We start from the raw sequence: 12171 nt of genomic DNA, 5'->3' as shown, positions 1-12171 counted from the left end.
TTTTCAACATAATTAGTTGTTTTTATCAAATATATTATTTCTAAATATGATAATTAAAATAAAATAGCTATAAAATTAAACAGTTATATGAACTTATTCTGTGCAATAGGTGTTATAATAGATATATTATTAGGTTTTAATGGATAGGTGAATATAATAAGGTATTAAAATATCTGTATTTGTACTCTGATACACGTAAAAGTAAAGTGAAGAATAGATGGAACAGCTTACATCATTATTGAATGTAGTGGATGAAAAATCTTTATATGAAGTTTTTGAAGCCTCTTTTGACTCTGTTGTAGTTACAGATGCGAATTGGGATAAAGGCATTCAAATTCTCTATGTAAATAAAACATTTTGTGAAGCAACAGGTTATACAAAAGAGGAAGTCCTTGGAAAAAATCCAAAAATGTTTCAAGGTACGGAATCGAACTATGAAGTTTTACAAGAACTCAAAGAGAGATTGAAAAGAGGGGAGAAGTTTGTAGGACAAACTGTAAACTATAAGAAAAACAGAGCCCCTTATTATGTAAAATGGTCCATTACCCCTTTAAAAAATAAAGAACAAGAGCTAATAGGCTATGTCTCTTTTCAAAGAATTATAGATAAAAAGGGACTAGAACTAAAACACGAAAAACTTTTAAGCTCGATCGTAGATATCTCTAATAACCTGATTTTAGTAACTGATCTAGAAGGTTTTATAGTTTACATAAACAACTCTTTTAGTGAAAAATTAGGATATAAAAAAGAGGAATTGATCGGAAGACATTCGAGAGTTTTAAAGTCTAATGAACAAGATAAAGAGTTCTATTCAAAGATGTGGCACTCTATTTTGACAAGGGGTACATTTAGTGATGTATTTGTAAGTAGAAAAAAAGACGGTTCACTCTTTTACGATAAAAAAGATATTAGTACCATTGTCGACGATATGGGAAATCCTCTTTATTATGTGAGTATCAGCCAAGATGTTACTCAGCAGATGGAGAAGGAGAAACAGCTCCAAACCCAAGCCTTTAAAGATACACTTACAAAACTCTACAATAGAAGAAAGTACAATGACGTGATCGAAGAAAAACTTTCTGCTTATCATAACAACGGGGATATTTTCTCTTTAATTTTGATCGATATAGATCATTTTAAAAAGATTAACGATACGCACGGACATGATGTTGGAGATGGTATCTTAAAAGATTTGGCGAAGTTATTAAAAAACAATATTCGAAGTGATGACCTTGTTTTTAGATGGGGTGGTGAAGAGTTTGTGTTGATTGTTAATAAACCAAGCTCATCTGCTTATTTACTTGCCGAAAAATTAAGAGTGGCAATCAGTGAAACACCGCTTGCATTTATTAAGATAACGGCAAGTTTCGGTGTCGCTGAAATTACTCACGATATGGATGCTCAAACTTTATTTAATTCAGCAGATAAAGCCTTGTATCTGGCAAAAGAGAGTGGTAGAAATCAGGTGAAAGTTCACAAAAAATAGCTTCTAAAGTATCATAATTCTGTGATATAATTCCGGGAATTGTGAGGATATGATGAAAGATAAATTACTTATAGTTATCAGTACTGATAATGTTGATACTATTGTTAAGTTTCCATTACTATACGGAAGTGTCTCGATGCCTAGAGAATATTGGAAACACGTTCATGTTATGTTCTGGGGTGCATCTATTATCCCTGCTAAAAATAATAGCTTTGTTAGAGAAAAAGTCGTAGAGATGCAAAAAGAGAATGTAGAATTTAGTTCATGCATCTTGTGTACGGAAGAGTATGAAGGTATTGAGCTTTTAGAAGAGATAGGGATCAAGGTTCGTCATACAGGTGAGTTTTTAACTGAAGCGTTGAAAAATAGCGAGTGGGCAGTTTTAAATATCTAGTGTCTAAAGGATAAAAAGATTGCATAATGTGCAAGAAAAACTCTTAAAGTGGTATGAAAAAGAGGGTAGACACTCTTTACTCTGGAGAAATACCACAGATATCTACCATATCTATCTCAGCGAGATCATGCTGCAACAAACCCAGGTAAATCGTGTTGAACAGGAATACTACCCGCGATTTTTAGAAAAATTTCCAACTCTTGAAAAACTGGCAGATTCACCGCTTGATGAGGTATTTGCTTGTTGGAGCGGATTGGGCTACTATTCTCGGGCACGAAATCTTCATGCTACGGCACAATCTGTTCAAAACTCTCTGCCGTGTGATCTAAAAGAGTTACTCAAACTTCCGGGAATCGGAAAATATACTGCAAGTGCGATCTGCAGTTTCGGATATAAACAGAGTGTCCCTGTTGTAGATACAAACATCGCAAGGGTGCTTAAACGATTTTTTGCACTTTTGGATGTAAAAGAGGGCGTGATCTGGGAAAAAGCAGAGGAGCTGTTAAATGAACAAGCTCCGCGTGAACATAACCTTGCATTAATGGACCTCGGCTCGATGATCTGTTTGCCGAAAAATCCAAAATGTGAGGAGTGCCCGCTTTTTGACGAATGTGAAGGGAAAAACGAGCCGGAACTATATACAGAGACTAAGAAAAAAGAGTATGAATCATTAGAACTATTTTACGCCTTGTCGGTCAAAGATGGTAAGATAGCTCTTAAACTTTCCCACGGTCCTATGTATAAAAATATGCTTGAACTTCCAACAGTTGAACCGGTTGAAGAGAACTTGATCGGAGTATTTAAACACTCCTATACAAAGTACCGTTTGAGTGTTCATCTTTATAAAATGGAAGATATATCAGATGAGATTGAATGGTTTGAACTCGATAAGATAGAGAGTGCACCGATCTCGTCACTTACAAAAAAAGCATTAAGGTTTATAAAGTAAGCGCTTATCTCGAGCGTTTGCGAAAAAACATCATCGCAATTAACATAAAAACTATTCCAAGTCCAACCATCGGCATTAAAAGTGTAAAAGCTTCATCCCACGAGATATCTTTTAAAAATACCCCTTTAATTAAAACCAGATAGTATTTAAGCGGGAAAAGTGACGAAAAAGATTGTAACCACGAGGGCATATTCTCAACGGGTGTCGCAAATCCGGAGATTAAAAACGATGGGAGTAAAACTACAAAAGAACCGAGAATCGCTTGTTGCTGTGTATTTGAGATCGAAGAGATAAGCAGTCCCACTCCAGACATAGAGAATAAAAATACAATTACACCCGTATAGAGTATAAATATAGAACCAACAAAAGGTACATCAAAAATAAATATAGCCGCAAAGAGGATAAGGGTAGACTCTAAGGTACTGATAAAAAGTGCAGGTAGCAGTTTTCCAAGAAGAATTTCATATGGGCGAAGCGGGGAGACAAGCACCTGATCAAATGTTCCAAGCTCCCTTTCTCTTGCAATGGAGAGGGAGGTTAGAAGCATTGCAACCACCATTGTAACAGAGCCGAAAAGGTTGGGAACTATCCACCAAAAGTTATTGAGGTTCTGGTTATATAAAAAGTGGCTCTGCAGCTTGATTGGAAGCTCTTTTTGTTGCAAGCTTGCAGAGTAACTGTTGATGATACTTGTAAGATACCCCTCGGCTATTTGTGCCGTATTTGAGTGGCGTCCGTCAAAAATGATTCCGATTTTTGCATCGGCTGAGCGTAGATCTTTCCCAAAAGCTTGAGGGATAATGAGCGTAGCCAAAATCTTTTCACGATCAATAAGATCTTCATACTCCTCTTTAGTCTCTACACGCTTTAGTGTTTGTATATAGGATGAGGATTTTAAGTGTTGAATGAGTTGCAAACTTGCACGAGAACCGTCTTTATCCATCACCGCCAAATCAATATGTTTAACCTCTAAAGTTGCTGCAAAAGCAAATATGAATACCTGTATAAGGGGTGGTACAATCACCACAAAAAGACTTTTTTTGTCGTTTTTGATCGCTAAGAACTCTTTTATTATAAGTGCAAGCAGCCGTCGAATCATTCCAAACCTTTTTTACTTTTTCTCATAACAAGTATAAAGACAAATGTTCCTACCAGGGTCATTGCAAAAATATCTTTGAGAAAAAGGGAGGGGATATTTCCCACTAAAAAGATGGTCTGTAACGACTCTACAAAATAGCGTGCAGGGAAGATATAGGTAACGAGTTGTAGCCAGTAGGGCATATTTTCGATCTCAAATAAAAACCCTGAGAGTAAAAATGCGGGAAGAAAACCGATTATGAGTGAAACCTGTGCAGCTACAAACTGGTTTTTTGCCAAAGTTGAGATCAGCAGTCCGATGCTCAGTGAAGGGAAGAGATAAAATGCCCCTAGTATAAAGAGGAGAAAGATATTTCCCTCAAACGGGATCTCATACCAAAAGTAGGCCACCACAAAACACAGTAACATTGAACCCAGACCCAAAAGGAAGTAGGGAAGGAGTTTACCGACAATGATCTCCGTCATAGAAACAGGTGTAGCCATTAATGCTTCCATAGTGCCGCGCTCCCACTCTCTGGCAATTACCAAAGCGGTAAGCAAAGTGCCGATTAACGTCATAATAACTGCGATCGAGCCGGGGAGTAAAAAATAGCGGCTTGATGTTTCGGGATTAAACCAGTACCTAGGTTTGATAGCAATAGGGAGTTTGGCAACTATTCCCTCTTCAACCGACCAGTTTTGAATAATTCCAGAGGTGTATTTTTGCAGTAGCCCTGCCGTATTTGGATCGCTTGCATCGACCAGGAGTTGAAATTTGTACTCATTGTTAAGTCCGAAATCCTCATCTATTATAAGAAGGCCTTTAAGATGGTTTGTCTCTATATCTTTGAGAAGTTTCTTTTCGTTATAAGCAAAAGTGGTTTTAAAAAAGGGTGATGCGGCAAACTTTTGGATCAAAGTATGGGAGCTGAGTGTTGCACTTTTATTGATGATTCCAAAAGGGAGTTTTTTTGCATCGAGAGAAACGGCATATCCCATTAAAAAAAGGAGGATCAAAGGGAGTATGAATGCGATAAGTATAGCACTGGGATCTCGGACGATCTGGAAAGTCTCTTTTACTAAAAGGGCACTCAGTCTGCGGAATTTCATAGTGTTTTCCTTTGTTCATATCTCTCGATCAGTTGTATAAAAGCATCTTCCATTGTAGCGTTTTTGGAAACTTTATGTTTGAGTTCATCGGGAGTTCCCACGGCGATAGCTTTACCCTGGTAGATGAGCATTATACGATCGCAGTATTGTGCCTCGTCCATAAAATGGGTCGTAACCATAACTGAGATCCCTTTTTTAATAATTCCGTTGATGTGGGTCCAGAACTCTTTTCGGGTGATCGGATCGACACCGCTTGTGGGTTCATCTAAAAACAAAACGGAGGGTTCGTGCATTAAGGCACACGAGAGTGCCAGACGTTGTTTTAGCCCAAGAGGAAGCAGTTCTGTCCTTGTATTTAAATGGGGTGTAAAATCAAAAGTCTCTACGATTGCATCGATCTTCTTTTTTCGCTCTGATCGTGAGAGTCCATAAACACCTGCAAAAAACTCTAAGTTATCTTTGACGCTGAGTGTTTGATACAAAGAGAACTTTTGCGCCATATACCCGATCTGCTCCCTTGCATTTGTGTTTGTCAGATAGAGATTTTCCCCCATTACCGTTGCAGTACCTTTTGTAGGTGTAAGCAAGCCGCACAGCATCTTAAATGTGGTCGATTTTCCAGCACCGTTTGGTCCCAAGAAACCAAATATCTCCCCTTCGCCGATCGAGAAGTCGATATCTTCGGTTGCGGTAAAATCACCGAACTTTTTCGTCAGACTTTTTGCTTCGATGAGCTTTGCATCCGTCACAGGTTTTTGCTGCATCTGCTGGGCGAGTAAAGAGGTGGCAATGGTTTTTACCCCCAGCATCTTTATAAAGGCATCTTCAAAGGTAGGCTCTGTAATTTTAGTAGTTGCTTTAGGATCGGCTTCTTGCAGATAGCTAAGGGGAAAAGGGGTGTCAGGCATAAGGTTTACACGGATCGATTCTCCCACTAAAACGGCATCCATAATTGAGCTTGATTCTAAAAGTTTAGAGAGCAAAGAGCGTTTTTCTACCCTGATGTTTTCGATGAGATAGACCTCGTTTTTGATCGGTTTTTTCATAAGCTCGGGAGTCCCGTGGTAGAGCATAGAACCTTCGTTGAGCAAGATAATCTCATCACACTGATCCGCTTCATCAAGATAAGATGTACTCCAAAGTATGGCGACTTCATCATCTAAAAGTGTCTGTACAAGATTCCATAATGCGCGTCTTGAGATCGGATCGACTCCTACGCTCGGCTCATCCAAAAGAAGCAGTTTCGGTTTTTTAATGAGTGCACATGCAAGTCCGAGTTTTTGTTTCATCCCTCCTGAGAGGTCTCCCGCTTTTCTTGTTCGAAAAGGTTTGAGTTCCGTAAACTCTAAAAGCTCTTCGATCCTCTCTTTTGGTGAGGGGATATCTTGCAGATTTGCATAGAGGTTGAGATTTTCATCAATGCTGAGCTCCTCGTACAAACCAAAGCGCTGCGGCATATAACCGATATCTTGTAAAAAATCATCTTTTTTAGATGGGAGGGCAGTTCCAAGAACTTCTAAAGAGCCTTGCGAGAGCTCAAGCAGCCCTGCAATGAGACGTATGAGTGTTGATTTTCCAGCACCGTCTGGTCCTACAACTCCGGTAATCTTTCCACACTCAATAGAAAAACTTATATCATTTAACGCAGGGGAGTCCTGCTCTTGAAAAGTTTTAGAAAGATTTTGCGCAGTGACCAGCTTCATGGAGTCTCTTATAAAGTTTTGATCGTTACAGGAAGCCCTTGTTTTAGCTCAGGCGTAGGGTTTGTAATGATAACGCGAAACCTATAAACGAGATCGGGACGTAACTGTGGTGTTTCGATGTTTTTAGGGGTAAACTCTGCAATAGGTGAGATAAACCCTACATACCCTTGATAAGGCTCACCTCTTGCGTCGCTGTAAATAAGCATCTTTTGCCCTTGTTTGATCTCTCCTAGCTCTGCTTCACTGATGTATGCGCGTACCCAGTATTCATTTTGAAGTGCTATTTCTAAGATACTCTGTGCAGCTACAATGACGGAGTTAGGCTCTACGTAGCGAGTAAGAACCGTACCGTTTGTCGGTGCGTAGATAGTTGACTCTTTGAGATTGTACTCTAAGCTCTTTTTTTGGAGCTTGAGTGCTGCTACTTTTTTCTCTTGCGCTAGAATATCCTCTTTTTGATAACCGTTTTGTAGCAGCTTGTATGAGCTTGCAGCTTTGTCATATGAAGCTTGTGCCTTTTCATAGGCTGTTTTTGTGAGAATGTAGGTTTGCTCGGCTGTCGTTTTACTCTCATAGAGTTGTTTTTGACGTGTATATGTATCTTTTGCCCCATCAAGAAGAGCCTTAGCCTCTTGCATAGCCGCTTTTGCCTGGGCAATATCCTCTTTTCTGTACCCGGCTCGAAGTTTATTTAAGATGCTTGTCTCACCATCGATCTGTGTTTGGAGTTGTTCGATCTCATAGAGCAGGGGTGTAGTATCAAGTGTCGCTAAGAGATCCCCTTTTAAGAATTGTTCCCCCTCATCTTTTGGAACTGTTTTTATAGTCCCAAGGAAGCGAAATGAGAGCTTTTGCGTACGGTTTTCGATGTTTCCGTAAAACGTAGATTGTTGATCGGAAGATTGTGAATTGTTTTGAAAAATATACACTCCAAATGCACTTAAAACAATCACCGTAAGGAGAACAATTTTCTTCATTTTTAGCCTTAAAATTTGTCTGTTTTTTATTATAGCACTTTTTATATTGGTAAAGATCTATGATATAATCAATACGGTTTTATGTTTGCAAGGAGTGACGAATGAGGTTGATTTTTCTTCTCTTAATAGCTTTTTTACTCTCATCTTGTGTTCCAAATTTTTATGGAGGATATTATAAACCAAGTTATGCCGATAAAACAGCAAAAGAGGTGTTGGCATATTGCGGCGGTCAGGCAGGACCACCTTCAGGCGTTACGTTTGAATTACCCAGTAATGTTACAGTTAATGTTAAAACGAGAAAAACCTATAAAAGCGCGGAGGATGATTATAGGTATGAGATCATATTAAAGGCACCTTCCGGGGTTGATCTTCGTTTTCTTTCAGATACTATTACACTCAATTACCCAGATCGACAAACACTCCAGGAGAATACTACGATGCGAATGCACGCAAGTGGCAAAGTAAAAATCGATACTCCTTTGCAGTTTGAACAGTTTTGTCCAGTTGTAAAAAACAGTATGACTACTTTAAGTGAATCTACTTTTATGAGTGTAGAGTTCTGGTTTAAAGAGGAGCATAACTTAACAGAAAAGCCTGCATCTGTTGAGATGGTACTTCCTCCAATTGAGTACAAAGATAGTGTATATCCTAGCTCTTCGATCGTAATGAAAGCTCATTCACTGGGTAAAAATGCTGACTATCTGACAGAAGCTATAGAGAGTAAAAAACTTCATAGATATAACGAATGTAGAAGACTTACACCCCATTTGTCTTGTAAAAATATACTCGAAACTATGGAAAATAAAGGGTTTGAAAAACAGGTAGGTGATTTTGACATATTTGGACGAGTTAACTGGCGACAATGGAGTACAAACAACGAACTAAACATTTTGTTGAAAATAAAAACTAATGTGACTGAACCTTGGAGGATTGGTGCTAAAAATATTAGGTTGAAAAATTTATCGGATAATTCAACAATTACAACTGATTTTATTTTTGGAAATGTTTATTGTCAAAACAACTCCCTTCCTTTAAGTACGCCGATAAACAATAAAGAGACGAATTCTACTGTAACATTGGTGATTGAGGGAGGTATTGGCAGCACTCCAAATAAAGAGGTGGAGATTCTACTGCCAGAGTTATTTATTAACAAAAAAGTGTATAAGTTTAAACCTATACGCTTAGAGTTAAGAACATTCGATGTGGGAATAGACCCCTTTAACTGCTAATCTTTGCACTGTATGAGTTCTCACCCTCATCTTCTACATCTACAACGTATCTCGAAGCGTTTAAAGGAAGACCCAGCTTGTTTAGAACTTCATCTGTAAAATACTCAAGTGTATTTGCTGTGGGAAGCTTTTCATCTTCAAGGCATAACTCGACAGCATCTAGAATTGCCTCACATGCCTCTTCTTCTGTATCGTCTGAAGCTATACAGCCAGAAATGTCGGGAACAACAGCCGTAAACTCATCTTCATCTTGAAAAACAAATGCAACATATTTCAAAATATTTCCTTTTTTATTTCGCATTATGCACATAAAATGCTTTGATCACAATAAGGTTGTGTATAATTCTTAGAAGATAGAAAACAGAGAGAAAAATAATGGCTTATTATGTAGTTAAATTACTAATCACGACAGTGCTGATCGTACTTATATCTGAAATAGGGAAAAGGTACTCTTTAGCGGGTGCATTACTTGCGGCAATACCTTTGGTATCGATCCTCGCTATGACTTGGATGTATGTCGATACTGGAAGTTCAAACAGTGCAGTAGAGTTTTCCCAAAGAATAGTTTGGCTCATAGCACCTTCTATGACTTTGTTTATAGTATTTCCAATCCTCATTAAAAAAGGTATTGGATTTCCGTTGAGTATGTTTATTGCAACTGCATTAACGATAGTGGCATATTACAGTGTGATTTATGTAGTTGGGAAGTTTGGGATTGAATTATAACTTTATCAGATTTGTTCTCTGAAGTATCTTCAATACTACTATAATCCCCATTATCAAAAGGTAACCGAATTGTTCAAGACTAAGTGCCTTTTGCGCCATAATAAAGTGTATAGTTACTAGTATGATGGCTACATATATCACTTTATGATATTTGTAAAACTTGGAAAATAGTTTTTTAAGTGATGTAATGGCCATAAAAAGCAATATGAAAAATGCACTCATCCCCAGATATATAAAAGGCTTGTCTAAAGTCTCTTGAATGGCAAACTCTAAATCAAGCTCCATATCCAATATTATAAAATTCAGCATATGCAGTAAAGCGTAAAAAAAACTAAAAAGTCCGACAGTTCGACGATATTTGATAAAGTTGACAATCTTTTTAACTAAAGAGATAGTAGTTGTAGCATATAAAAGGGTGATAGCTGTTGCCCCTGTTACAGTATAGATATATTTAATCGGATCGTCTACCCCAGCTACAAACAGCATATATAATAAAAACACTAAAGGAAATAACAAAGCTATAACTAAAAAGAGATGTTTATTCAAAAGTTTTTCCTAAGATCCATATTTTTATAGAGATAAGCAACCTCTTTTTCATAGCCGTTAAACATAAGTGTATCTTGTTTGAAAAATTTACCTAAAAGGCGTTCACGTTTTTGTGACCAGCGAGGATGATCCACATTCGGATTTACATTGGCATAAAAGCCGTATTCATAAGGTGCAGCTTTGTGCCATGTGTTTAAGGGCATAGTATCTGTAAAAGTGATCTTTACGATTGATTTTATACTTTTAAAACCGTATTTCCAGGGTGTTATAAGTCTAATGGGTGCTCCGTTTTGGGGTGGTAGTGTATGCCCATAAAGCCCTACAGCTATAATAGCCAAAGGATTCATCGCCTCATCCATCCTCAGCCCTTCAACATAAGGGTACTTAATAGATCCAAAGCTATGCTGTTGGTTAGGGAATTGCTCGGGGTCATAAAGGGTCTCAAAACGTATATATTTCGCATTTAAAAGTGGCTTTGCATATTTAATCAGTTCTGAGAGTTCAAACCCGATCCATGGAACCACCATTGACCAACCTTCGACACATCTAAATCTATATATACGCTCTTCTAGAGTAAATTTCTTTATAAGTTGCTCCATGTCTATATCAAACGGTTTTTCTACAAGTCCGTCAACAGATATCTTCCAAGGTTCAGATCTGAAATTTTTGGCTTTTTCTTTAACGGCTTTTTTACTTGTGGTAAATTCATAAAAGTTATTGTAGGAGGTGATTTGCTCATAAGAGTTTGGAGTGAGATTATTTCTGTTTAAATCTTTTGTGTATTGCAGGTTTGGCAACGGTGTAAACTCTTTGGCAGCAAGTTCCATAACTGCAGAGGTACTCACAGCAAGAGCAGCTCCTAGTTTTAGGAACTTTCTCCTACTGTTAAAGATACTCTCATCTGTGACAAAATTCTCTTCTAATTCCCAGCTTTTTCTTTTTATATAGTTCATGAAGTATCCTTTTTTTCTATCTACCTCACATGTAACTAAATATAGTATGCTTTTAATTTATAAGATTTATTTATAAGAAGATACTAAGAGCCAAAGCTTAGAAAAAATTAATTTTAAAATATTGTACTTTTGGATTTTGAAGGTGTGAAATTTAATAGAAATGGTGGAGCTACGTGAAATTACCTTATGCCTAATATATAGGAAGTCTATTAATACCTCCTAAGTTATTTTTCTTGTAGATTAGTAGTTGTTTCCAAAGCTACATCAATAGCATTTTTTAGCTCTGAAATACGTTTAGATAAGCTATTAGTTAATTCATTATCGGCTCCTTCAGTCATGGATAATACTAGGTCTATTCTTTCTAAAGTGGATTGTAAAGCTTTGAAATGGTCTATTAAATTTTCATTTCTACTTTTTAAATTTTTAATCTCATTTTGTAGTTCTTTTGTTTTGTCATTAATTTTTTGTTGCTCAAGATTCTTTTTGTATTCTAAAACTTTAATTATTTCTTTTTCTAAATCTATAGCACGTTGCTTTTCATTATTTTCTTCTACTTTTTTTTGCTGTTCCATATCTCTTTTTACGAAAGTAACAGCATTGTGTCGTGCTTCTTCTTCTTTCTTTTTATGTAGAAAACTTTGAATACGTTTTTGATGCTCATGTTCCTTAATCCAATAATGAATATAAGAATCATATAATTTAACTATACCAAGGTTAATTAGTGGGATAAGATAAATATAAAGAAGTGCTATTGAAAGAGGAAAAAATATATAACTCCACCATGAGAATTCTAACTTATTTAAAAAGGATATTTTTTCTTGGATTGTTTCAGAACTAAAAGCTAGTCGTAATGTAATATTGTAATTAATAATTATCCATGCAAAAACAAAATTCATAAAAAACATATTTTTAACTCTTGAATCTAAAAATTCTTTAAAACTGGCAATTATTTGTTCCATCTACTCACTCATTATAATAATTTTTCATATTATAACAAAATGTATTAAGAGCTAAAGCTTAG

General features: G+C 36.8%; 13 protein-coding genes. 5 read left to right on the top strand and 8 right to left on the bottom strand.

Annotated features, from left to right (window positions below; translation table 11 throughout):
- The first annotated feature begins 217 nt into the window (after positions 1-217).
- From QWY88_RS09530 to QWY88_RS09520, 3 genes are read left to right on the top strand one after another with little or no spacing between them, the layout of a single operon-like run.
- The gene (locus QWY88_RS09530) at positions 218-1486 is read left to right on the top strand and encodes a sensor domain-containing diguanylate cyclase (protein ID WP_304546156.1); all 1269 of its coding nucleotides are present in this window, start codon (positions 218-220) and stop codon (positions 1484-1486) included.
- 52 nt (positions 1487-1538) lie between these two features.
- Positions 1539-1880, top strand: coding sequence for a DsrE family protein (locus tag QWY88_RS09525; RefSeq protein ID WP_304546155.1), 342 nt, complete (start codon positions 1539-1541; stop codon positions 1878-1880).
- A 28-nt stretch (positions 1881-1908) separates the two neighbouring features.
- The gene (locus tag QWY88_RS09520; protein WP_304546217.1) at positions 1909-2829 is read left to right on the top strand and encodes an A/G-specific adenine glycosylase; all 921 of its coding nucleotides are present in this window, start codon (positions 1909-1911) and stop codon (positions 2827-2829) included.
- Positions 2830-2833: 4 nt separating this feature from the next.
- Here the strand turns inward: QWY88_RS09520 and QWY88_RS09515 are convergent, their stop codons facing one another.
- Genes QWY88_RS09515 through QWY88_RS09500 form a run of 4 tightly spaced genes read right to left on the bottom strand, consistent with a single transcriptional unit; the run spans position 2834 to position 7696 of the window.
- On the bottom strand, positions 2834-3928 hold the full coding sequence (locus QWY88_RS09515; RefSeq protein ID WP_304546154.1) for an ABC transporter permease: 1095 nt from the start codon (positions 3926-3928) through the stop codon (positions 2834-2836).
- A complete protein-coding gene (locus tag QWY88_RS09510; protein ID WP_304546153.1) occupies positions 3925-5016 on the bottom strand; it encodes an ABC transporter permease in 1092 nt (363 codons plus the stop codon). Before QWY88_RS09510 ends, QWY88_RS09515 begins: the two co-directional genes overlap by 4 nt.
- On the bottom strand, positions 5013-6719 hold the full coding sequence (locus QWY88_RS09505; RefSeq protein WP_304546152.1) for an ATP-binding cassette domain-containing protein: 1707 nt from the start codon (positions 6717-6719) through the stop codon (positions 5013-5015). The genes QWY88_RS09510 and QWY88_RS09505 overlap by 4 nt, the downstream gene beginning before the upstream one ends.
- Positions 6720-6727: 8 nt before the next feature.
- Positions 6728-7696, bottom strand: a complete 969-nt coding sequence (locus QWY88_RS09500) for an HlyD family secretion protein (RefSeq protein ID WP_304546151.1) — start codon at positions 7694-7696, stop codon at positions 6728-6730.
- A 101-nt stretch (positions 7697-7797) separates the two neighbouring features.
- On the opposite strand from QWY88_RS09500, the gene QWY88_RS09495 reads away from it, so the two are divergent.
- On the top strand, positions 7798-8925 hold the full coding sequence (locus tag QWY88_RS09495; protein ID WP_304546150.1) for a hypothetical protein: 1128 nt from the start codon (positions 7798-7800) through the stop codon (positions 8923-8925).
- Here the strand turns inward: QWY88_RS09495 and QWY88_RS09490 are convergent.
- Positions 8915-9202, bottom strand: coding sequence for a type II toxin-antitoxin system HicB family antitoxin (locus QWY88_RS09490; RefSeq protein WP_304546149.1), 288 nt, complete (start codon positions 9200-9202; stop codon positions 8915-8917). The two genes, QWY88_RS09495 and QWY88_RS09490, sit on opposite strands and share 11 nt — an antisense overlap.
- A 98-nt stretch (positions 9203-9300) precedes the next feature.
- Here QWY88_RS09490 and QWY88_RS09485 point away from each other — a divergent pair, with 98 nt between their 5' ends.
- Positions 9301-9651, top strand: a complete 351-nt coding sequence (locus QWY88_RS09485) for a DUF3147 family protein (RefSeq protein WP_304546148.1) — start codon at positions 9301-9303, stop codon at positions 9649-9651.
- Here QWY88_RS09485 and QWY88_RS09480 read toward each other — a convergent pair.
- The 3 genes from QWY88_RS09480 to QWY88_RS09470 all read right to left on the bottom strand — a co-directional run bounded on the left by QWY88_RS09480 (position 9646) and on the right by QWY88_RS09470 (position 12109).
- On the bottom strand, positions 9646-10197 hold the full coding sequence (locus tag QWY88_RS09480) for a protein-methionine-sulfoxide reductase heme-binding subunit MsrQ (RefSeq protein WP_304546147.1): 552 nt from the start codon (positions 10195-10197) through the stop codon (positions 9646-9648). The genes QWY88_RS09485 and QWY88_RS09480 overlap by 6 nt on opposite strands.
- Positions 10194-11150: a protein-methionine-sulfoxide reductase catalytic subunit MsrP gene (msrP, locus tag QWY88_RS09475; RefSeq protein ID WP_304546146.1), complete on the bottom strand. Its 957-nt coding sequence runs from the start codon at positions 11148-11150 to the stop codon at positions 10194-10196. The genes QWY88_RS09480 and msrP overlap by 4 nt, the downstream gene beginning before the upstream one ends.
- A gap of 224 nt (positions 11151-11374) precedes the next feature.
- Positions 11375-12109, bottom strand: coding sequence for a hypothetical protein (locus tag QWY88_RS09470; protein WP_304546145.1), 735 nt, complete (start codon positions 12107-12109; stop codon positions 11375-11377).
- Positions 12110-12171 lie beyond the last annotated feature (62 nt).

The organism is Sulfurimonas sp. hsl 1-7, assembly GCF_030577135.1.
Lineage (GTDB): Bacteria > Campylobacterota > Campylobacteria > Campylobacterales > Sulfurimonadaceae > Sulfurimonas > Sulfurimonas microaerophilus.
The sequence above is the reverse complement of the archived record's forward strand: the minus strand, read 5'-3'. Positions and strand labels throughout refer to the sequence as shown.